Source organism: Gluconobacter sp. OJA, from assembly GCF_039638325.1.
GTDB classification, from domain to species: domain Bacteria; phylum Pseudomonadota; class Alphaproteobacteria; order Acetobacterales; family Acetobacteraceae; genus Gluconobacter; species Gluconobacter cerinus.
The window spans coordinates 69,060-89,457 of sequence record NZ_JBDIWI010000005.1 but is presented as its reverse complement, the minus strand read 5'-3'; the positions used below and the strand labels follow the sequence as shown (position 1 = coordinate 89,457).

Genomic DNA, 20,398 nt, shown 5'->3' with positions numbered 1-20,398 from the left:
TATGGACAGCCGTTTCACGGCCGCTCGCGTCCTGATGGACAGCCCTGCAGGCTGACTACTGGGTGCGGCTCTGCCCACAATTCCACAGGTTCAACATCAACAAGAATTTTTCTTCTTAGAAGAAAGTTGCCCGTGCCGATGTGCTTCCCTAACGGAAGTCCCGTGCCTTCAGCAGCTCCGATCCCTGAAGCGATGGCGTGCGGTCTTCCAGACTGAGCACAACGACATGAATCACCTCGCCTTCCTTCTGAAGCCGGCCTTTACAGGCCAGAAGACGGGACGCGAGAAGAGGACAGCGGCATTTTTCCTGCACGTCCTTCCAGACGATCAGATTGGCCGTGCCGGTTTCGTCCTCGATTGTGACGAACATGGTGCCGTTGGCCGTCCCTGGCTTCTGCCGCATCAACACCAGTCCGGTGAGCTGGATCCGGCGCCCATCCCTGAGATAAGGCAGATCCCCGCAACGAACGACCCCCTCCTTTCGCAGGCCCTCCCGTAGAAACGCGACCGGATGCCCGTTCAGACTGAGTCCCGTCGCCCGGTAATCCTCATGTACTGATGCCCGCTCTGACATCATCGGCAAGGTAATCTCCGGCTCGATCACTTCCGGTAGCGGAAAGTTGCGGCCCCGGTCCGCCACCTCAAACAACGGCAGGGCCGTATCGGCGAGACCCTTGATTGACCACAGGGCAGCACGGCGCATTTGTCCGAACACCCGGAAAGCGTCCGCTTCCGCGAGACATTCCAGGGCCGAGACCGGCACGTCTGCACGCCGCCAGACGTCGTCAATGCTCTCATAATCCGGCATCCGGGCGGCGATCAGGGCTGCGCCGTGTCCGTTCGCCAGCCTCTTCACCATTCGAAAGCCCAGCCTGACGGCCGCGTGCCGTCCGTTCCGGCCGCGCTCCAGTGTGCAATCCCATCGTGAGGCGTTGATGCAGATCGGCCGGACCTCGACCCCATGCCGTTGTGCGTCCTGAACAATCTGCGAGGGCGCATAAAATCCCATCGGCTGAGAGTTCAGCAGGGCGGCACAGAACACATCCGGGTAATGGCATTTCATCCAGGCGGACGCATAGGCGATCAGGGCAAAGGAGGAGGCATGGCTTTCGGGGAAACCATAGCTGCCAAATCCTTCGAGCTGCGCGAAGGTCTGTTCAGCGAAGCCCTGCTCATAGCCGTTGGCCAGCATCCCGTTCACCAGCTTGTCCCGGAACGGCGACACGCCCCCGGTCATTTTGAACGTCGCCATCGCACGGCGGAGCTGGTCCGCTTCGCCTGGCGTGAAGCCCGCGCAATGGATCGCGACCTGCATGGCCTGCTCCTGGAACAGCGGCACACCCAGTGTTTTCCCCAGAATGCCGCGCAGGGTCTCGGACGGATAGGTGACAGGCTCCAGTTTCTCACGCCTGCGGAGATAGGGATGGACCATGTCGCCCTGGATCGGTCCCGGCCGCACGATCGCCACCTGAATCACCAGATCATAAAAGGTCCTGGGCTTCATGCGCGGCAGCATCGACATCTGCGCCCGGCTTTCGATCTGGAATGTGCCGAGCGTGTCGGCCTTCTGGATCATGCGATAGGTCTGCGGATCCTCGGCCGGGATCGCGGCGAGATCCATGCGGGTCTGATACACGGTGTGAAGTAGCTCAAATCCGCGACGCAGACAGCCGAGCATCCCGAGCCCCAGAACGTCCACCTTCATGAAGCGCAGGACGTCGATATCGTCCTTGTCCCAGACGATGATCTGCCGCCCGTCCATGGCGGTTGGCATCAGGGGGACGAGTTCATCCAGGCGATCCTCGGTTAGCACAAACCCGCCCGGATGGGTGCCGAGCTGGCGGGGAAAGCCCAGAAGCAGACGTGCGAGATGGAACGTCAGACTGAGTCGGCGATCCTTCAGGTTCAGGCCAAGATCGGCCGCACGCGCCTTGCACAGATCGGGATCGGCTAACGATGAAGCGATGTGTTTTGAAAGCTGGCCGGTCAGATCTTCCGGGAGCCCCAGAACCTTACCCACTTCCCGCAACGCGCCTTTGGGCTGATAGCGCTGCACGGTCGCGCACAGGGCCGCGCGGTGGCGGCCATAATGCCGGTAGATCCACTGGATGACCTCTTCTCGGCGGTCGCTCTCGAAATCGACGTCGATGTCGGGCGGTTCCTGCCGTTCGGCTGAGATGAACCGTTCGAACAGCAGGCCCGAGCGAACCGGATCAATACTCGTGATGCCCAAAACATAGCAGACCGCTGAGTTCGCAGCAGATCCGCGCCCCTGACAGACAATCCCGAGTGAGCGGGCATGACGCACGATCGTATTCACGGTCAGGAAATACGGCGCGTAGGACAGAGAGCCGATCAGCCTCAGCTCGTGGGCAATCTGCGTTTCGACTTCAGGCGGCGCCCCGGCCGGGTAGCGACGCGGCAGTGCGGTCTGGACCAGGCGTGTCAGGGTCTCCTGTGCGCTTTCGCCTGTGCGCTCGGTTTCGGTCGGATACTGGTACGTCAGGTCATCGAGACTGAAAGCGCAGGCCCCGGCAATCCGCCGTGTGTTGGCCAGCGCGTCCGGAAAGGCGGCGAACAGGCGCGCCTGTTCTTCAGGGGCTTTCAGATGGCGATCGGCGTGAACGTGACGGCGGTTGCCGAGATCATCGACGGTACAGCCTTCCCGGATCGCCGTGACCACGTCCTGAAGAACGTGCCGGCGCGCATCATGGTAGAGAACATCTCCTGTCACAACGCAGGCCAGGTCTTGTGCCGCACTGAACGCCGCGAGCGCGTGGAGCCGCGCCAGATCTCCAGGCTGCCGGAGCATCGTCAGCGCGAGAAACCGGATCTCTTCTTCGCCTGTCCTTTGTCGTGGCAGATCCAGCAGGCTCTGAACGTGACCCGGAAGCGCTGCCAGGTCCTCGGTCGGCAACAGGATCAGGATGAGGTCGGTTGCCGCTGCGACGAGATCCTCCCATCCCAGAAGGAACACGTCGCGCTCGCCCCGATGATGGCCAAGAGTCAGGAGCTGGCAGAGACCTGCCCAGCCCGCACGGTTGCGGGGATAGGCCAGGAGCGCACTGCCGTCGCGCAGATCCAGACGGCATCCGGGCAGGAGACGCAGACCGGCCTCGCGCGCTGCCAAATGGGCGCGGATCACCCCGGCCACGGTGTTCCAGTCTGCCAGACCGATGGTGTCATAACCCAAGGCTTTCGCCTGGAAGATCAGTTCATCCGGCTGGCTGCCCGAACGCAGGAACGAAAACGAGGACGTCACCTGCAATTCGACGTAAGGCGCGCTCATGGCTTAGCGCCTGTGCGGATGGGGGTGTCGGCTGCTGTCAGGCGCGTTGCTGGTCGGCGCGCGCATGACCACAAAGCCGGAGCGTTCGAGATAAGCGACCAGACGCTCGGCCACCAGACGGGCCATCAGCTCGGCAGCGTCATGCGTCCGCCTGCGTCCGTCATAGCACAACGCGTGCATCAGGACTTCGGCCACGTCCGAGGTGCTGGCCGGGATCAGATCGTCACGGGGCTCCATTAGAACATCCCCTGAAGAAACCACGCGCCCGAGCCGGACCAGTCGTGCGCTCCGTCCCCTTTGCGAAACAGCCACAGGCGCAGGCCGGTCGTGGTCTCGACCTGCCAGTAGTCGCGGATCGCGCCGTAGCTTTCGGCCGCCTGCCACCACTCACCCAGCAGACGTTCGGGGCCATCGGCCGCCGCGATGCGATGCGTCTGCCGCTTCAGGACGAACTGGCGTGGCGCACCGTCCGGGAGCAGGGCAGTGACCTGCACCCGGACGGGCAGATCGAACAGGATGTTCGGTCGCACCCAGAGCATCTGGCGCGCGTCCGCGGGTTCTGCCACGTCGCCTGGAGAAATGCGAGACTGTGCGTCTTCCGGCCAGGCGGAAAACCGGGGCGCGAGCTGGTGGACAGAAACAACCCCCGGACGGTTCAACAGCCGGTCGATCAGAGTGGCTGGGAGAGCGCGCTCCGAGGATGCCCCGACGTCCGGCAGGACAGACCGCTCAGGTCCGGCTTCGAGCGGTTCGTTCGCGCTGACGGTCAGGATGACGGTTTCAATTCCAAACTCGGGCGCGATCTGCGGGATCTGGTCTCCCAGCAGGCGCATCAGACGTGTCACGTCAGCCGTCGGATCGGATGTCCCCACGCGGATGGCCTGAATGGATCCGTCCACGCGCACGCAGAGAAAGTCGAGCTGCCGCGCCCCCTCCCCGCGCGCCGTCAGCTTTTCGCAGACAACCGGCACGAGTGCGGCAATCACCGTGGCAATGGCGTCCGGTGTGCTGATGGGCTCGACCAGAGACCGGGTCAGGGAAATCCGGTCCGCAGGTTGAAACACGCTGAGCGGGCTGGCCTGCCGTCCGAGAGCCTCATCGAGACAGGTGAGAAGCTGCGCCCCAAAGCGCTTGGCCAGAGGCGCACGAGGGAGGTCTGCAAGGGCGCCAATGGTGGTCAGGCCGAGCCGTGTCAAACTGGCCAGTGTTTTTTCCGGCAGAGGAAGTGCTGAACAGGGCAACGGATGCAGAGCCTGTTTCTGCTGACCGGGAGGCACGAGACAGATCTGGTCGATCCCCGAGCGGGCCAGGGCGCGTGAGGCAGCGGCCGTATCGCTCAGTGACACGGAGCAGGAATGTCCCCTCGCCTGCAGGCGTTCCCTGACGAGATCCAGCATCGCCGCCTCACCGCCGTAAAGATGGGCGCATCCGGTGGTATCGCTGTAGAGCCCGTCCGGAGCGTCGAATGCGGGCAGCGGCGACAGCCAGATCAGCCAGGAGCAGAGATCGGTCAGCGCTGCCCTCTGTGCTTCGGCGTCCTCTTCGGCGGTCAGAAGATCCGGAACGAGGGAGCGAGCCTGCGCGAGCGGCAGTCCCGGTGTCAGTCCGGCCGCGAGCGCAGCCGGACTGACACCGGTGACGGTGTGACGGTTATGTGCCAGCGCGTGCACAACGAGCGACCTGTCGGTCGGAAAGTCTCCCGGGCGGGAGAGCTGGAGGCGCTCGGTGCGCCAGAAGGGCATCCAGAGAGCGAGAAAGCGGCGCATGATCGGTGCAGTCGAGGATCCAGTGAGCAGGGCGGCCTCCCCTTACCCGCAACAGCGTGGCAGAAAGGCGTCGGGAACCGGGACGCGGCATGGTCAGTCCCGGAAGCGTTTGAGGCGATGAAGGATGGGAGAGGACCCGCCACCGCGTGGCGCACGCACAGGGGTCTTTTCCAGGAGCTTGTGCGAGAGGCGCAGAGCGCAGGAAAAAGCCTGTGTTCCCGCTCGCCTCCACAGCCAGATTGAGGCGGCGGATTTCCTTGAGCGTTGGGACGTGACGTCCTGCGATCACGGCCAGTGCGCGTTCTGGCCCGCGCAAGATGTCCTCGGCGACCGACAGCAGGTTAGCCGGGTCCGTTTCAATGCAGACCAGATGGTCCGGTGAAACACCGGACTGATGCAGCCCGCAGGCGTTCAGTTCGGCAGATGTGTCGCTGATCCAGAAGACCGGCCCCCTGCCCTCTTTCAGGATGGGCAGCAGCATGGCGAGACTGGCCCCCGTCTCCAGAGGATCGGAGATCAGAAAGTCATGCAGGCTACCCGTTTTGAGGCCACCGCCGAGATGGTCATCGACGGCAGAATGCCCGGTAGGCAGGGTGTCAGCATGGGAATGAGGAAGGCTTCGACGCTCCAGGCGTCGGACCTGCTCGCGCAGTCGCGCCACGGCGTCCGTTGTCATCTTTGTTCTCCTTAACGAGAACATAAAGAGAACAAACCTGACGCGATTGCAAGTTTTTTTGAAGTTACCCGGTAACTATAATTACCGGGTTTATTATAAAACCCGATAAACTATCAAACCGGATTATTTTCTTTATACAGCTTCCAAGCTTCTTCTATGACAACGCCTTGGGTAACGCCTCGCCTGGTTGCCTCCTTAGCGATTTCGTCGGAGACGTTGGGAAATACCTTAGCGTGCAGTTGTCCTGTTCGAGGGCTGGGTAGGCGTCCTCTACGTTTCGCAGGTTCTCTAGCTATGAAACCATGATCCGCAGCGACACGATCAACTCGTTCAACAGCGGAGGCAGATGCGACTTTTTCTCGCGACCTGAGCTTTCCAACATCAATCGCAAAAGGCTTTTTCTCTGTCATTCTGCTGCTCCTGTAAGGCGTCGGTACACAGCTTGTGCAAAGCCATCGGCGTTTTCGATCGCTGCCACCATGTTACCTTGTGGTGGGATCGAGTGAAGATCTCCACCAAACTCGAAAAGAGCGGAAAACGCAGCACGCTCCATTAGAGGGGGCGTTATCACGTCCACGCCTGATTCCCTGAGTGAAGCTTCAATGCCTGAATGCTGTTTGGAGCGAATTGCCCGCGTCATTGTGAAAACAACTGAGTGAGGAATTTTGCGCCCTAAAGACTCTTCTTCCTCTGCTACTAGAGCAAGGGCTCTCGCTCCGATTGTCGCGTCCAACGTGGTTCCTCGCATGGGCGTCAAGACCAAATCTGCTTGAGAAATCGCGCGCGAAACCAATCTCGATGCGACGCCTTCCAAATCAACAATGACGATTTTCCCATCAGCATCGTGCCTTTTGATCGTCTTTATGATGTCGCTTTCAGAGACCTTCGTTATCAGGCTGATTCTAGGCGGCTTCGGCGCGCGGTCAGCCCATAAAGTCAGCGCTTCGTTCGGGTCGCAGTCTAACAGAGTTACCTCTGCTCCATAGTGTGCAAGCTGGGTTCCCAAGATGACAGCAGTAGTCGATTTTCCAGCGCCTCCTTTGGGGGACGCGATAGCGATGACAGGCATTGTGTTCTCCGCTCAAAGAAGCCGTGCTGACCTACGTTCGTAGTGCCGCCTCCTGTTTTAGTAAACCGGATAAATGTTAAAACCAGATAAAAAAATATATCCGGTAATAAAAATAACCAGGTAATATCTTCCCAGGACTTCAACAGGAGTGTTCCAACTCACCCTTCCACTGGCGGCTTCTGAAGCGGGATCAAGGCAAAAAACCGGATAAGAGCAATAACCCGGTAAGAACAAAAACCAGATAAAAAGAAAAACCGGGTAAAAAGAAAAACCCGATAAAAAGAGGGAAGGGCTGGCTGGGAGTTGCCCAGCCAGCAACAGGTGGGTCAACGCGTGTCCTCGCCATGCTCGCCGGCTGCGCCGCCTGCGCGTGACTGCGGGCCGCGTTGATCCTGCCGCTACGCGGCACTGTTGCAGTCTGAACAGCCCCCAGCCGGACGCGACGATGTTCAAAAACCAGACATGGATCGAGCATCATGCGCCGTCATTACCTTCCTTATGTTCCAACTCCACGCGGTCGGCCGCCCATGCGCTGGACCGACACCCAGGAGCCTGTGTCCTGCCGCAAGTGCAACGAGCACTGGGAAGGTGGCGATCCGGCGCTGACAATCGCCTGCACGGGCTGCAACGCGCCAGCCCATGAGCCCTGCCGTCGCAGTGTGGGCGGTAATGAACGGGTGTGTGCGTGCCGGGATGAGGCAGCGACCCAGCTTGGACTCCTCTCACGCTGCGAAGGCCTGAGCTGGGACAACCGGCATGTAAAGCCACTCATGCTCCGGGCCGCTCCTGTCCCCACCGCCCTGATGTGCCGCTCTGTCCGGACAGGTGCTCCTGTCAGCAGGTTTGTGCCATGACGCCGGATCTGACCTCCTATGACAGCATCATCGTGGCCGTGTCGGGCGGGAAAGACGGCACCGCCTGCCTCCTTGCCCTCCTTGAAGCCGGGGCTCCGAAGGACCGCCTGGAACTGTGGCACCACGAGGTGGACGGGCAGGGGCCATCCTTCATGGACTGGCCCTCCACCTTGCCCTATGTGAGCGCGCTGGCGTAGGATTTCGGGCTGCCGCTCTATCGCTCCTGGCGAGAGGGCGGCTTCGAGCGGGAGATGCTCCGCAACGCTGCCCCGACGGCGCCTGTCCTTTTCGAAAGCCCTGACGGGCTGATCCGTACAGGAGGGCAGGGGCCAAACGGCACACGTCTGCGGTTTCCTCAGGTCTCCGCCAGCCTGACGACCCGATGGTGCTCCAGCGTCACCAAGATTGACGTGGCCGATCGCTCCTTGCGCGGGCAGGAGCGCTTTCTGAACCGGCGCACGCTGTTCGTAACGGGCGAGCGGGCCGAAGAAAGCCCCAACCGAGCCCGCTATGCGGCCTTTGAGCCGCACCGCACGGACACGCGACATGGCACCCGCCGTCGCCGGCATGTCGATCACTGGCGGCCGGTTTACCAGTGGAGCGAGGCGCAGGTCTGGGACAGTCTGAAGCGCTGGAACGTGATGCCGGCGCTGCCATACCGCATCGGCTTCTCCAGGCTGTCCTGTGCCACCTGTATTTTTGGCGATGCGCGGCAGTTTGCAACGATCCGCTGGCTCGATCCTGCCCGCTTTGAACGCCTCGTGCAGTACGAGCAGCAGTTCGGCTGCACGATCAAGCGGACCGTCTCCCTGGAGCAGCTCGCGGAGCAGGGCAGGCCGTATGACGCTGCACTGTCAGCGCCCGATCTGGCCCGCGCGTGCCTGTCGTCGCGGCCGATCCCGACCGTCCTCACACCAGCCTGGGAGCTACCGGCCGGAGCGTTCGGGCTGGGGGCAGGGCCGAATTAGAAAAAAGTAGAAAAAACAGAAGGTTAAAAAAGGAAAAGGAGGGGAGGGGGCAGCACAGGCCAGCCCGCCCCGCAAGAGGTGGGTCCGTCCGTGTCCTCGCTACGCTGCGGGCCGGGCGGTCCCGACGCTGCGCGTCGCTCTGGCAGGTCGCGCTGTCCTGCGCTCGCCGGAGAGGGTCAGGAAAGGAAATAAAGACGATGTCAGAGACCCTCGAACGCCCCGCACAGGCCACGGCCTTTGAACCCAGACAGGCTCACAAGGAAGGCTGGACGCTCCTCGAAGGATGCGGACCCGAGAACGACGAAACGCATCTGGTGGGTCTGCATTGCAGCGATCCGCAAGCCTGGTGGCGCGTGGCGACGAAGGCACGGGAAGGGTCGGCCTACCACTGTGACGCGCTGGCCCGCCTGTCCGAAGGCGAGCGTGAGCAGATCCGCCTGCGCTTTGGTCCCTTCTGACCCCGAACTGATCCGGGAGGCCTGACGCCTCTCTCCCCGCACTGATCCTGTTTTCCGGCCCCCCGGTCTGCCTCCGCGCAGCACCGGGCGCTGCCGCTTGTCCGGAGTTTTTCCATGTCCACGTCTCAACTGAGCTTCTTCGACACCTCAGCACTCGGCGGCAGCCAGTCCAATCTGTACTGGGGCGAGCTTCCGGGAGACCGCGCCCTTGAGGAAGCCGCGGCTGCGGCCCAACAGGTGGCAAAAGCCCCGGCCCCGATCCCCGCTGTCCTGCCGAAGGTGGACTTCTCCCTGATCGGAACGCGTGGCCTCGCCCAGGGCTGGAAAGAGCGTGCGCGGGACAATCTTGCGGCGATCCGCCTTCTGGCCACGCTTGAAGCAGAAGACCGCAACGCCAGCCCCGACGAGCAGGCTGTCCTCGCCCGCTTCACCGGGTTCGGGGCAGGGGATCTGGCCAACAGCCTGTTCCCGCGTGCTGGCGAAACCTTCCGGGCAGGCTGGGAAGAGATCGGCAGCCAGCTTGAGGAACTGACCAGCCAGCAGGAGCGGGCGGGTCTGGCACGGGCGACACAGTACGCTCATTACACGCCCGAGCTGATCGTCCATGCGATGTGGGATCTAGCCGCACAGATGGGCTTCCGGGGCGGACGCGCGCTGGAACCGGGCTGCGGAACCGGCCTGTTCATGGCGAGCGTGCCGTCGAAACTGGCCCCGAAAACCGCCTGGACCGCAATCGAGAACGATCCGCTGACGGCCCGGATCACGCGCAAGCTGTTTCCGAACCAGTGGGTCCGGTCCGAGGACTTCACGACGGCCAAGCTGGCGGAACGCTACGATCTGGTCATCGGCAACCCGCCGTTCAGCAATCGCACGGTGCGGGGCACGGACGAGCTGGGCCGCCTTGGCCTGTCCCTGCATGACTACTTCATCGCCCGGTCCATCTCCCGTCTGCGTCCCGGAGCGCTGGCGATGTTCGTCACGTCGCGGTGGACGATGGACAAGTCCGATGCCGGCGCACGGCGCACGATCTTCGAGACGGCCGATTTCGTCGGCGGCGCACGCCTGCCAGCGGGTGCCATGCGCGACGATGCCGGAACCGATGTCGTGGTGGACGTTCTGGTGTTCCGCCGCCGCGCACCGGGCGAGGATGCAGGCGATGCCACCTGGCTGGACGTGGCCGCGCTGGCTGACACCGATCAGGGCGAAGGCCCGCTGCGGATCAACCGCTATTTCGCCGAAAACGGCCAGCAGGTTCTCGGCCGGCACGACTGGACGAGCGGTCAGTTCGGACCCGAATACACCTGCAAGGCCAATCCGCTCCAGATGCTGGACGAGGCCCTGCCACTGGCCCTTGGCCGTCTCTCTTCGCTGGCCCGCTTCCCCGTCCCGCAGACACTCGATGTCGCGGCGGTGCAGGATAACCACGCCGCCGAGATCGGAACGGCCGCAGACGGTGCCCTGCTGAAAGAGGGGAGCTACCTGCTGCATAAAGGCGTGCTGCACCAGATCATCGACGGCGAAACCGTGCTGGTGAAGGTGAAGAAAGGCGAGCAGAAAGAAGGGATCTTCCAGAAGCACGCCGCGATCATCAAGGGCCTGATTCCTGTCAGGGATGCGGCCCGGCTCGTGCTTCGAGCACAGGTGGAAAACCTGCCCTACAGCGCCCATCAGGCAGATCTCAAACGCGCGTATCAGGCCTTTGCCCGTCAGTTCGGGCCGATCAACCTCACCAACACCACGACCCGCGTGGATGAAGAGACGGGTGAGGAGAAGTCCACACAGCGGCGTCCGAACCTTCAGCCCTTCTACGACGATCCGGATGTGTGGCTGGTCAGCTCGATCGAAGAGTATGACGAGAAGAGCCAGACCGGCCGTCCAGGTCCGATCTTCAGCGAGCGCGTGATTCAGGCGCCGTCCGAGCCCGAGGTTCACGGCGCTCATGATGCGCTGGCGGTCTCCCTGCACGAGACAGGCGGCGTGGACGTCGAGCGCATGGCGGAGCTTCTGGGCCGCCCGGGTGAGGAGGTGCTCGCCGAACTCGGATCCTCGGTCTATCTCGATCCGATCCGCAGCACAGGTGGCCGTGAGGTCTGGGTGACGGCCGACGAGGCCCTGTCAGGGGCGGTCCGCACCAAGCTGGCGCAGGCCCGGGAGGCTGCCGAGCGCGACCGACGCTATCTGCGCAACGTCGCAGCCCTTGAAGAGGTCCAGCCCGAAGACCTGCGCCCGTCTGACATTACGGCCCGCCTGGGAGCCCCGTGGATCCCTGTGCCGGATGTCGAGGCTTTCGTCGCAGAGGTCATGGGGGTCCGCACGACCATTCACCACACGATGGAGGTGGCGACCTGGAGCGTGGACAAGAGTGGGTTTTCCGGCAAGGCGGAGGCCACCTCGGTCTGGGGAACACAGCGCCGCCATGCCGGGGATCTGCTGGACGATGCACTCAATCAGGCCAGCCCGAAAATCTGGGACACCTGGCGCGATGTGAATGGCGAACACCGTGAACTGAATACGAAGGAGACCGAGGCCGCCAAGGAAAAGCTGGCCGCGATCAAGACCGCGTTCGAGACGTGGGTGTGGCAGGACACTGACCGCGCCGAGCGTCTGGTGCGGCTGTATAACGATGCGTTCAACAACCTTGTCCCGCGCACGTTCGACGGCTCCCACCTGAAACTGCCGGGAGCGAGCACGGCCATAAGCCTGCGCGACCATCAGAAGCGGGTGATCTGGCGGATCATCGCCAAGGGCAGCACCTACATGGCCCATGCGGTGGGGTCCGGGAAGACGTTCTCGATGTGCGCGGCCGTGATGGAGCAAAAGCGCCTCGGTCTGATTTCCAAGGGCATGATCGTGGTGCCGGGACACTGCCTTGCGCAGATGGCGCGTGAGTTCATGATGCTCTACCCGAACGCCCAGATCCTCGTGGCGGACGAGACCAACTTCGTGAAGGACAAGCGCCAGCGGTTCCTGGCCCGGGCGGCCACGGGGAACTGGGACGCCATTGTCATCACGCATGACGCCTTCAAGTTCGTGCCGGTCGAGAGCGCCTTTGAGCAGGAGATGGTCGAGGACCAGATCGCGTCCTACGAAAGCCTTCTGGAGAACGTGAACCGGGACGACCGCCTGTCGCGCAAGCGCATCGAGCGCCTGAAGGAGGGGATGGAAGCCAAGCTGAAGGCCCTGTCCAGCCGCAAGGACGATCTCGTGCATCTCGGCGAGATCGGGGTGGACCAGATCCTCGTGGACGAGGCGCAGCAGTTCCGCAAACTGTCTTTCGGCACGAACCAGTCCGATCTGAAGGGGATCGACCCGAACGGCAGCCAGCGCGCCTGGGATCTGTTCGTGAAAACGCGCTACCTCGCAAAGCGTAATCCCGAGCGCGTGCTGGTGATGGCGTCAGGCTCGCCGATTACCAACACCCTGGGCGAGATGTTCTCGATCCAGCGGTTCATGGATCTGCCAGCCCTTGTCGAGCGTGGTCTGCACGAGTTCGACGCCTGGGCCGCAAGTTTTGGCGAGACCCGCACGGAACTGGAGCTTCAGCCGAGCGGTCTTTACAAGCCTGTCACGCGGTTCTCCGAGTTCGTGAATGTTGCCGACCTGATGGCGATGTATCGCGACTTTGCCGACGTGGTGCAGCAGGACGACCTGCGACGCTACGTCAAACTGCCAGAGGTGGCGGGCGGCAGACGTGAGATTGTCGTGGCCGATAGCGGGGACGCCTTCCGCGAGTATCAGAAGACGCTTGCCGAGCGGATCAAGACGATTGAAGAGCGCACGGGCAAGCCCCAGAAGGGTGACGACATTCTGCTGTCCGTCATCACTGACGCCCGGCACGCTGCCATCGACCTGCGTTTCGTGAGGAACTGGGCGGATAATGACAACAGCAACAAGCTGAACGTCATGATCCGCAAGGTCTTCCAGATCTGGCAGGACACGTCCGCCAATCGCTACACCGACCCTGAGACGGGACGGGAGTACGAGCTGCCGGGTGCCACGCAGATGATCTTCTCGGATCTGGGCACGGAATCCGCCCTGGAGACACGCGGTTTCTCGGCCTATCGCTGGATCCGCGACGAGCTGATCCGCATGGGCGTGCCGCGCGACGAGATCGCGTTCATGCAGCACTACAAGAAGAGCACCGCCAAGCAGGCGCTCTTCCGCGACATGAACTCCGGGCGCAAGCGGATCCTGATCGGGTCTTCCGCGACCATGGGGACTGGGGTGAATGCGCAGCAGCGGCTGATTGCCCTGCATCACCTCGATGTGCCCTGGCTGGTCTCGGACATCATCCAGCGTGAAGGCCGCATCGAGCGGCAGGGCAACCAGAACCCGGTGATCCAGCTCTACGCCTATGCCCTGAAAGGCTCGGTGGACGCGACCAACTGGCAGATGCTGGAGCGCAAGCAGAAGTTCATCTGCCTTGCCATGTCCGGAGACCGGACCATCCGCCGTCTGGAGGATGTGGGGGCGGAAGCCAACCAGTTCGCCATGGCAAAAGCTTTGGCGTCGGGTGACGAACGCCTGATGCAGAAGGCTGGACTGGAGGCCGAGCTGGCCCGTCTGGAGCGGTTGCAGGCCGCCCATCACGACGATCAGTATAACGTCCGTCGTGCCATCAACCGTGCCGAGCGTGACCGTGACACAGCGCAGGCCGTGATCCCGCGTCTTCAGAACGACATCGCAAAGCGTGAGCCGACACGCGGTGAAGCGTTCCGTCTGGTGCGCAAGGACCGGGAGATGACCGAACGTGAGAAGGCCGGTCAGTGGCTTCTCTCGCAGGCCCGTCTCGCCGCGAAGGCCGGGGAGAAAGGCAAGTGGACGCTCGGCACGATCGGCGGTTTCGAGATCCTGTGCGAGACTTGGCGCACCCGCTTTGACGGCGAGGAGACATGGGACGCGACCCTCGGTCTTGTGCTGGACGGGCGGATCCTCGGCATGGACTTCGACCGCGAGACAAGCCCGGTCGGGCTGGTCAGCCGCATCGAGAACGCATTGTTGCGGTTCGAGGCGGAACTGGCGGACGCGCGCCGTCAGGTGGAGGAAGCCGAGCGCAAGCTGCCCGGCTACCGCGCCCGTGTGGGTCTGGCGTTCCCGGAGGCGGCTTTGTTGCAGGAGAAGCGCGAGGCCATGGCGGCCCTTGAGGCGGATCTGGCAGCCGATACGCAACGCCGTAAGGAAGCGGAAGAGGCTGAAGCAGCCGAGGCAAAGGCAGCGCTGGAAGATCAGGCCGTGGCCGTAGAGGCCGCCTGATGCTGCCCTTACTGTGTCCGGAATGGACACAGTAAGGGGGAGGAAAAGCAGTAAGGAGTAGGAGGAAAGGCGGGGCTGTCACGAACCAGCCAGCCGCGCAAGGCTCAGGCCGGGCGCGCTTCGCGCGGCCTTGCGCGGCTGGCTGGCCCGTGACGCGGGAGGGACATCTGAAAAATCATAGAAAGAGCGTTCCATGGCCGAGCTTCGCCGCGTTGATCCGAAAACCCTTGTGCCCAACCCGAACAATCCGCGCTCTTCCATCGGAAGCCTTGAAGAACTGCGCAAACTCGCGCTCAACATCAAGGCGATTGGTATCCTTCATCCCCCGGCCGTCCGGGAACTGGAAGACGGACGCCTGATGATCGTAGCCGGGCACCGTCGGACGGAAGGCGCCATCTATGCGGGTGTTCCTGAAATCGACGTGTATGTCGGGGATCAGAGTGAAGACCTCGATGCACTGGCCGCCGTCAGCGAGAACTTCGTCCGTCTCGACATGACGGAGCCGGAGCAGTGGAACAGCGTCACCCGCCTGCGCGAGCAGCTTGGCTATACAGATCCGCAGGTCTGTGCCGCCCTGATGGTCACGCCGAGCTATCTCAAGCGTCTCAGCCTTCTGGCGAAGCTGCACCCGCCCATTCTGGATGCCATCGCCCTTGGCCGAGGCCCTGATGAGCGGCAGCGCAAGATCATCGCGCAGGCCTCTCTGGACGAGCAGCGTAACGCATGGGCGGAAATGTTTTCCGAAAGCGTGGAAGACGACGAGGATCCGGCCGAGTATCGCGTGAAGGCCGAAGATCCGGAGGACACCGTGGCCTGGGGCGCACTTGCCCGGAATCTCAAACAGAAGGAATGGTACGCCCGCAACGCCCGGTTTGGCGACGAGCTTGCCCGCAGGCACAATATCGTCTGGATGGAGGATCTGTTTGCCGAAGCCGATACGGACAGCCGCTATACGCTCGATGCCACGGCTTACGCGGCCGCACAGCAGGACTGGCTGGACAATGAGCGGCCCGAAAACTCCATCGTCCTGACCTCGGACGAGTACGGATACGTCCGCGCGCCCGAAGGTTTCATCATCATGGGCACCTGGATGGCGACACAGGAGGGTGAGGTGATGGGTTACGGCCTCAATCCCCGAAACCTGAAGATCGTGGAAGAACGCTGCCGTCCTTCTGTTGCCTTCACACAGAGTCACGCGACCGGATCCGGCGAGCCCAAGGCCCCGAAGGAGCGCCCGGACGTGTCCGGAACCGGCCACAAGATGATTGGCGAGATCCGCACCGTCGCCTTGCGCGAAGCCCTCGGCGAGGTGTCCGAGACAGCCGATCCGTGGGATCTGATTGCAGCCCTTCTGCTGGCGCTGGAAGCTGACAATGTCCGGGTGCAGGGCGACGCCAGCGGGAACAACTGGTCAGAGCCAACCGCGCGCACGCTTGCGATGGCTGACCTGTTCCCCGAGGGCAGCCTTGTCCGTGACAAAAAGCTGATCCGCCGCCATGCCGTAAGCGTCCTGCAAAGCATCCTGAACTGCGACGTGTCGATGCACAGCGGCAGTGGCCTGCCCGCGCAGCTCGTGGGCGTTCTGTTCGGAGCCGACCAGAAGATGCCGAGCATGGCCTTTGAGCCGTTCCTCAAATGCTTCAGCAAGCCCGGCATCACCAAGGCCGTGCAGGCAGAAGGGCTTGCGCCGCAGAATACGGGCAAGGAGATGCGTGCGGCCCTCATGAATCATGTCGGGGAGGGCCACTGGCTGCCTGAGGTGGCGTCCTTTGCGCAGGCGCAGGACGTCTGGGCGCAAAAGCAGAAGAAAAAGCAGCAGAAGATCCGCGAGCTGGAAAGCGTGGTGGACGACGAGGACCTGGACGAGATGCCTGAAGATGATTTCGATGGAGCAGCCGATGATGAGGCCGACCTGTCGAACGGCCCTGTCGTGCCAGTGACGGAGCCGGACTCCGAAGAGAGTTTCTCTCTGCAAGCGCCCGAGCCCGAGCCGTCGGAGCACAACGAGGCCATGCAGTTCATGCGTGACCACCTCGAAATCGTGGTCGTGGCCTGAAGCAGGGAGCGGGAAAAGAAAAGGAAAGGAGGGGAGGGGCGCTGCCATCGCGCTCCGGCCGGGTCAAAAGGTGGCTCCTTACCGGCTTCGCCGCCTCCGGTGCCGGCGCACGCGCCGCTTTTGACCCGGCCGTCCCGCGCTGACGCTGGAGAAGACATCACGAAAATCCAAAGGAAAAGGATCAGACGATGTTCGTCCCCTCTCTCGTTCCCGTTCAGGTCGGCACCCGCGTTTACACGCATCTCTACAGCCGGGGAGCCGGGATCGTCATGGCCGTTTACGGCAAGGCCAGCCCGACCACCGTCCGGTCCCTGTCGCGTGGCGGGGCCATCGTGTCGGGCGGGAGCGCCTCCTACGATATCGTCTTTGCCTGTGGCTCGATCTCCCGTCGTCTGCCCGAGGCCATTCTGCGCGGTGTCCAGTGGCGGATCGAAGCCGACAAGAAACTGGCAAGCGCTGAGGAGATCGCCTTCCTCCGCACCCATGCCGAAGAGGTTGAGGCTGAGCAGGTGGCAGCCGAAGCCCGCGCGAAAGCCGAACATGCCGCCGAGGTCGCAGCACTCCGCGTCAATCCGGACTATGCCCATCTGGAGCAGGGCGACGACAGCAGCGGCACGCTGGCGGCCAAAAACATCCGCCGGATGCTGAAGAAGGCTTTCCCGAAGGTGAAGTTTTCCGTCCGCAAAAGCCACTACGGCAGTGTGACCGTGCGGACCGAGGAGGATCTGGACGAGGCGGCGACCGAAACCCTCCAGGCCATCACTTCGCGGTTCAAGTCCGGATATTACGACTGGCAGTCCGACTGCCACCTGACCAGCAACAGCCCCTGGCAGGACGTGTTCGGCAGCTCCGAATTTGTGAGCGACTGAGCCTCTCTTTTTTCGTCCGCCCTTCAAGGCCGCCCGCTCCGGGGCGGCCTTTTTCAGTTCAGGAGCCCTGACATGCCCGTTTTTACTGTGACGCTCAGCGAGCGCCAGCTTCTCTCCGATCGCGTCACCTTTCAGGTTGAGGCCCAGACGGCCGAGGCAGCCGGTCAGCTCGTGCTGGACGCGACGGCTGACGAGCCGAACATGAGCGGCCTGCGCTCTGTTCGCCTGCCAGACGGTCAGAACGCCGTTCTCGAACCCGAAAACGTGGACGGCAATGAGGTCTCGGTGTCCGTCCGCTCGGTCGATCAGCCGGATGCGGTGGCCACGCAGATCGGCGCGTGCTGGCATCTGGATCTCTCGGCACCTGAAGCGCGCCGCCTTCTTCCTGTCCTGACCGGTGCGGTTGTGGACGAGGACGACCCCGTCACGCGCGCGCTCTGTGCCCGCCTGGCGCGGCAGGTCGCCAATCTCGCGCAGTAGGAGACGGGAAAAGAAAAAGGGGGAAGGGGGAAAAGGAGAGGGCAGGCACCACACCGGAGCCTGTCTGGCAAAGGGTGGGTCGGCCGTGTCCTCGCTACGCTGCGGGTCGTCCGATCCCGCTGCGTTGCAGCGCCTTTGCCAGCCAGTCTCCGCTGCGGTCGCCGGAAGAGGTCATGAAAGAAAACAGGAGAATGACATGGCCGACATTTCCGATCTTCGCCCCCGCAACCGCACGGAATGGCTCGAACTCGCAGGGTTCGTAGCGGGCGTCGCGCTGTTCGCAGCCTTCATCGTTCTGGTGGTGGTGCTTCCCGCCTTTCTCTGACCGATCCGAGATCAGCCGCCCTCACGGGCGGCCCTGTCCTGTGTGGAGATCACCATGCCGACATACACTCTGGCTGCCATTCCTGCGGCCTCTCACGGGAGCCTCATCTCCTGTTCGTCCCCTGACCGCTACCGACAGACACGGATCAAAGCGGCTGACCTTGCGGAAATCCGGGCGGCAGTAGCCGAATACGGTGCACGCCTGCACGACGACTACCCGGAAGCCTCCTTTCTCGTGTCTGTGACACCCGAGCGTGGGAGCGATCATCCCGAGGGCTTCTGCGAGGCCCGGTGGAAGGGATCCCTCGGTACCGAGCAGTGGATCAGGATGATCCCTGAGGAGACGCCGTTCAAAGCCTACCTCGCCAAGGTCGAGGCGATGCTTAACCGCGAGGTGCGGTCATGAGTAGCATAGAGCCAGCATCCATTGCGTGCCCGTCCCTGCGGCGGCCGCCGATCGAGCCTCAGGGCCTCACCGCAACGCAGTTCAGTGACACGGCCGAGAAAGCGAAAATCGGTAACGCGCTCCTGTCTTTCATCGCGCGCGGGTTTCCGCAGAGCGCGTGGAACCGCACACTTTACAACCGCCTGAGCCAGATGTTCGGGCATATCGCCCATTTCGACATCCACGGCTTCTGGGGCGCGCAGTTCTCCACGACACAGGCGCGTCTGGGCTTCCTGCGCGGCATCGTCCTGCACGGCTGTTATGGCGATCCGGCCTGGACCTGGTCGGACATCGAACGCGACATCCGCAACCGCATCATCGGCAGCGGGCTGATCGACGCTTACGCGCGCGCCCTTGCCGCCGAGCAGGAGGCACGCGACCGGGCCGATCTGGCCCGTCTGGCACAGCGCTTCAGGATCTCCCTGCCATCCGAACACCAGCCTCTCCCTGCCGCGCCCGTGCAGGCCGAGCTTTTCTGACACGGGCCAGAGAAAAGGACAGAGCAATGGCTCAGACCCTCAGCCTTGCCATCGTCATTGGCAACCTTGGCGCGGATCCTGAGATCCGCACAGGACAGGACGGACACCGCGTGGCCCTTTTCCGTCTGGCGACAGACAGCCACCGCACCGACACACACACCGGCCGCCGCGTCCCGCAGACCGTGTGGCACAGGATCGTCTGCCACAACGATTTTCTGACAGATCTTCTGGAGCGACGCGTCCGCAAGGGCCAGCTCGTGTTCGTGCGCGGCGCTTACGAAGTCCGCCCGGGCACCGATCAGGGGCCGCCTGAACCCGAGATCGTCGTGAGCGCCCAGGACGGGGATGTGATGATCCTTACCGACCCGGGACGCTGACCTTCTCTTTCTTCGAAACACGCACGCAAACCGGCCCTGGAGCCGGGCTTTTTTTACCCGCTTCCTGAAAGAGGCGGGTCTCAGGAGGTTTTATGTTCTATTCGACGCCCGCTCCCCTCACAGTCCCTCGCAGTCAGGCGCGCGCCCTGAGTGTCCGCCTCATGGCTGAGGCCGTGCTCCTGGAAGACACGGATCAGTCCCTCATGCTGCCATCGCGGCTGACGGCCGGTTTCCGCCGCAAGGCCGCGACGCTGCGCCGCCGCTCGCAGGAGAAGCTCCTGGACAGCCTCGATCGTCCGGAAGGTGTGGCATGAGGACGGCGACGGTGGACCGCCGCGCGTATTCACGCCGTTTCTGGGACGGAAAAACGCGGTTCTCACAGGCCGTGAGACGCACATTGGAGGAACTGGAACGACAGAAAGGGCAGACGAAGAAGGACGATGAGGAAAGGAATGATGCGCGATCCCTGAAAAAAAGCTGAGGCCGAGGGCTTCAGTCGCAGATGGCACGGGCAGACTGATGACACTTCTTGAAGGATCCGTTCATGCCGAACCATCAGACGTTGCCGCTTCAACCACCCCTTGCGGGGTGGCACGGAGCTGTGTTCCGACCTCGCCGTCATGCGATCAGTGTGACAGTCACGGTCCGAGGGTCTCAAGACAACCCTTCGGGCTCCAGACCGCGTCTTTCGTCAAAAGAGGGCCGCGTTCATCGCAGGACGGTGTCCCGCGCTGCCCGCAACCCGCTTTTGCCGATCCGCAGTCTTCCGGTCCTGACACCCTCGGCCCGCAACTGTCGTGTTCCTGGCAGGACGGGACGAGAAAAACGTCTCCACACAGCTCCTTTCAGCGGCAACACCGGGGGCTGCGCTGCCCCCGAAACCCCCGCAGGACGAACAAGAAAAACTGGTTTTTGGCGCGCTGGACGCAAGAACTATTTTATTCAATCAAGTAAATATATTGCACGGTATTCCGTTGTATTCAGTGGATATTGTGACGGTAATTTACTATACTTTCCAAAGATCGAAAGTAACGG

Annotated in this window: 20 protein-coding genes; 13 read left to right on the top strand and 7 right to left on the bottom strand. The window is 62.7% G+C overall.

Translation table 11 applies throughout. From position 1 onward, the window contains the following. Positions 1-148: 148 nt before the first annotated feature. The 7 genes from ABDK75_RS16515 to ABDK75_RS16485 all read right to left on the bottom strand — a co-directional run bounded on the left by ABDK75_RS16515 (position 149) and on the right by ABDK75_RS16485 (position 7,278). Complete coding sequence (locus tag ABDK75_RS16515; RefSeq protein WP_346006460.1) at positions 149-3,289, bottom strand: error-prone DNA polymerase; 3,141 nt, start codon at positions 3,287-3,289, stop codon at positions 149-151. A 3-nt stretch (positions 3,290-3,292) separates the two neighbouring features. Next, a complete protein-coding gene (locus ABDK75_RS16510) occupies positions 3,293-3,526 on the bottom strand; it encodes a hypothetical protein (protein ID WP_041240859.1) in 234 nt (77 codons plus the stop codon). Further along, entirely contained in the window at positions 3,526-5,055 is a 1,530-nt protein-coding gene (locus ABDK75_RS16505) for a DNA polymerase Y family protein (RefSeq protein WP_346006459.1), read from the bottom strand. The genes ABDK75_RS16510 and ABDK75_RS16505 overlap by 1 nt, the downstream gene beginning before the upstream one ends. Next, positions 4,940-5,731, bottom strand: a complete 792-nt coding sequence (locus ABDK75_RS16500; protein WP_346006458.1) for a hypothetical protein — start codon at positions 5,729-5,731, stop codon at positions 4,940-4,942. The genes ABDK75_RS16505 and ABDK75_RS16500 overlap by 116 nt, the downstream gene beginning before the upstream one ends. A 113-nt stretch (positions 5,732-5,844) precedes the next feature. After that, a complete protein-coding gene (locus ABDK75_RS16495) occupies positions 5,845-6,141 on the bottom strand; it encodes a hypothetical protein (RefSeq protein ID WP_061490698.1) in 297 nt (98 codons plus the stop codon). Next, entirely contained in the window at positions 6,138-6,800 is a 663-nt protein-coding gene (locus ABDK75_RS16490) for a ParA family protein (RefSeq protein WP_061507245.1), read from the bottom strand. Before ABDK75_RS16490 ends, ABDK75_RS16495 begins: the two co-directional genes overlap by 4 nt. Positions 6,801-6,990: 190 nt before the next feature. Then, a complete protein-coding gene (locus ABDK75_RS16485) occupies positions 6,991-7,278 on the bottom strand; it encodes a hypothetical protein (RefSeq protein ID WP_346006457.1) in 288 nt (95 codons plus the stop codon). Between ABDK75_RS16485 and ABDK75_RS16480 the strand changes: the two genes are divergently transcribed. The 13 genes from ABDK75_RS16480 to ABDK75_RS16420 all read left to right on the top strand — a co-directional run bounded on the left by ABDK75_RS16480 (position 7,277) and on the right by ABDK75_RS16420 (position 19,677). After that, on the top strand, positions 7,277-7,654 hold the full coding sequence (locus ABDK75_RS16480; protein WP_346006456.1) for a hypothetical protein: 378 nt from the start codon (positions 7,277-7,279) through the stop codon (positions 7,652-7,654). The genes ABDK75_RS16485 and ABDK75_RS16480 overlap by 2 nt on opposite strands. Next, positions 7,651-7,851, top strand: a complete 201-nt coding sequence (locus tag ABDK75_RS16475) for a hypothetical protein (protein WP_346006455.1) — start codon at positions 7,651-7,653, stop codon at positions 7,849-7,851. Before ABDK75_RS16480 ends, ABDK75_RS16475 begins: the two co-directional genes overlap by 4 nt. Before the next feature lie 54 nt (positions 7,852-7,905). Beyond that, entirely contained in the window at positions 7,906-8,622 is a 717-nt protein-coding gene (locus ABDK75_RS16470; RefSeq protein ID WP_346006454.1) for a phosphoadenosine phosphosulfate reductase family protein, read from the top strand. A gap of 197 nt (positions 8,623-8,819) precedes the next feature. Beyond that, the gene (locus ABDK75_RS16465; protein WP_061498686.1) at positions 8,820-9,080 is read left to right on the top strand and encodes a hypothetical protein; all 261 of its coding nucleotides are present in this window, start codon (positions 8,820-8,822) and stop codon (positions 9,078-9,080) included. Positions 9,081-9,194: 114 nt separating this feature from the next. After that, on the top strand, positions 9,195-14,333 hold the full coding sequence (locus ABDK75_RS16460) for a DEAD/DEAH box helicase family protein (RefSeq protein ID WP_346006453.1): 5,139 nt from the start codon (positions 9,195-9,197) through the stop codon (positions 14,331-14,333). 193 nt (positions 14,334-14,526) lie between these two features. Further along, entirely contained in the window at positions 14,527-16,389 is a 1,863-nt protein-coding gene (locus ABDK75_RS16455) for a ParB/RepB/Spo0J family partition protein (RefSeq protein ID WP_346006452.1), read from the top strand. 188 nt (positions 16,390-16,577) lie between these two features. Beyond that, a complete protein-coding gene (locus ABDK75_RS16450) occupies positions 16,578-17,258 on the top strand; it encodes an LPD29 domain-containing protein (RefSeq protein WP_346006451.1) in 681 nt (226 codons plus the stop codon). A 72-nt stretch (positions 17,259-17,330) separates the two neighbouring features. Further along, a complete protein-coding gene (locus ABDK75_RS16445) occupies positions 17,331-17,738 on the top strand; it encodes a hypothetical protein (protein ID WP_346006450.1) in 408 nt (135 codons plus the stop codon). Between the two features lie 196 nt (positions 17,739-17,934). After that, on the top strand, positions 17,935-18,063 hold the full coding sequence (locus tag ABDK75_RS16440; protein ID WP_256445653.1) for a hypothetical protein: 129 nt from the start codon (positions 17,935-17,937) through the stop codon (positions 18,061-18,063). Positions 18,064-18,117: 54 nt separating this feature from the next. After that, positions 18,118-18,468 (top strand): hypothetical protein, encoded by a 351-nt coding sequence (locus tag ABDK75_RS16435; protein ID WP_346006449.1) that lies wholly within the window; start codon positions 18,118-18,120, stop codon positions 18,466-18,468. Continuing rightward, positions 18,465-18,986, top strand: a complete 522-nt coding sequence (locus ABDK75_RS16430; RefSeq protein WP_346006448.1) for a hypothetical protein — start codon at positions 18,465-18,467, stop codon at positions 18,984-18,986. Before ABDK75_RS16435 ends, ABDK75_RS16430 begins: the two co-directional genes overlap by 4 nt. Positions 18,987-19,012: 26 nt before the next feature. Next, a complete protein-coding gene (gene ssb, locus ABDK75_RS16425) occupies positions 19,013-19,363 on the top strand; it encodes a single-stranded DNA-binding protein (protein ID WP_062273635.1) in 351 nt (116 codons plus the stop codon). A gap of 92 nt (positions 19,364-19,455) precedes the next feature. Further along, a complete protein-coding gene (locus ABDK75_RS16420; protein WP_061500341.1) occupies positions 19,456-19,677 on the top strand; it encodes a hypothetical protein in 222 nt (73 codons plus the stop codon). Positions 19,678-20,398 lie beyond the last annotated feature (721 nt).

What these genes read in the sequence shown, in the direction of transcription:
- ABDK75_RS16470 (WP_346006454.1), top strand. Translation starts at nt 7,906, where the DNA reads ATGCTCCGCAACGCTGCCCCGACGGCGCCTGTCCTTTTCGAAAGCCCT.
- ABDK75_RS16490 (WP_061507245.1), bottom strand. Translation starts at nt 6,800, where the DNA reads ATGCCTGTCATCGCTATCGCGTCCCCCAAAGGAGGCGCTGGAAAATCG.
- ABDK75_RS16465 (WP_061498686.1), top strand. Translation starts at nt 8,820, where the DNA reads ATGTCAGAGACCCTCGAACGCCCCGCACAGGCCACGGCCTTTGAACCC.
- ABDK75_RS16510 (WP_041240859.1), bottom strand. Translation starts at nt 3,526, where the DNA reads ATGGAGCCCCGTGACGATCTGATCCCGGCCAGCACCTCGGACGTGGCC.
- ABDK75_RS16455 (WP_346006452.1), top strand. Translation starts at nt 14,527, where the DNA reads ATGGCCGAGCTTCGCCGCGTTGATCCGAAAACCCTTGTGCCCAACCCG.
- ABDK75_RS16485 (WP_346006457.1), bottom strand. Translation starts at nt 7,278, where the DNA reads ATGATGCTCGATCCATGTCTGGTTTTTGAACATCGTCGCGTCCGGCTG.
- ABDK75_RS16450 (WP_346006451.1), top strand. Translation starts at nt 16,578, where the DNA reads ATGTTCGTCCCCTCTCTCGTTCCCGTTCAGGTCGGCACCCGCGTTTAC.
- ABDK75_RS16480 (WP_346006456.1), top strand. Translation starts at nt 7,277, where the DNA reads ATGCGCCGTCATTACCTTCCTTATGTTCCAACTCCACGCGGTCGGCCG.
- ABDK75_RS16440 (WP_256445653.1), top strand. Translation starts at nt 17,935, where the DNA reads ATGGCCGACATTTCCGATCTTCGCCCCCGCAACCGCACGGAATGGCTC.
- ABDK75_RS16435 (WP_346006449.1), top strand. Translation starts at nt 18,118, where the DNA reads ATGCCGACATACACTCTGGCTGCCATTCCTGCGGCCTCTCACGGGAGC.
- ABDK75_RS16475 (WP_346006455.1), top strand. Translation starts at nt 7,651, where the DNA reads ATGACGCCGGATCTGACCTCCTATGACAGCATCATCGTGGCCGTGTCG.
- ABDK75_RS16420 (WP_061500341.1), top strand. Translation starts at nt 19,456, where the DNA reads ATGTTCTATTCGACGCCCGCTCCCCTCACAGTCCCTCGCAGTCAGGCG.
- ABDK75_RS16445 (WP_346006450.1), top strand. Translation starts at nt 17,331, where the DNA reads ATGCCCGTTTTTACTGTGACGCTCAGCGAGCGCCAGCTTCTCTCCGAT.
- ABDK75_RS16515 (WP_346006460.1), bottom strand. Translation starts at nt 3,289, where the DNA reads ATGAGCGCGCCTTACGTCGAATTGCAGGTGACGTCCTCGTTTTCGTTC.
- ABDK75_RS16430 (WP_346006448.1), top strand. Translation starts at nt 18,465, where the DNA reads ATGAGTAGCATAGAGCCAGCATCCATTGCGTGCCCGTCCCTGCGGCGG.
- ABDK75_RS16495 (WP_061490698.1), bottom strand. Translation starts at nt 6,141, where the DNA reads ATGACAGAGAAAAAGCCTTTTGCGATTGATGTTGGAAAGCTCAGGTCG.
- ABDK75_RS16505 (WP_346006459.1), bottom strand. Translation starts at nt 5,055, where the DNA reads ATGCGCCGCTTTCTCGCTCTCTGGATGCCCTTCTGGCGCACCGAGCGC.
- ABDK75_RS16500 (WP_346006458.1), bottom strand. Translation starts at nt 5,731, where the DNA reads ATGACAACGGACGCCGTGGCGCGACTGCGCGAGCAGGTCCGACGCCTG.
- ABDK75_RS16460 (WP_346006453.1), top strand. Translation starts at nt 9,195, where the DNA reads ATGTCCACGTCTCAACTGAGCTTCTTCGACACCTCAGCACTCGGCGGC.
- ssb (WP_062273635.1), top strand. Translation starts at nt 19,013, where the DNA reads ATGGCTCAGACCCTCAGCCTTGCCATCGTCATTGGCAACCTTGGCGCG.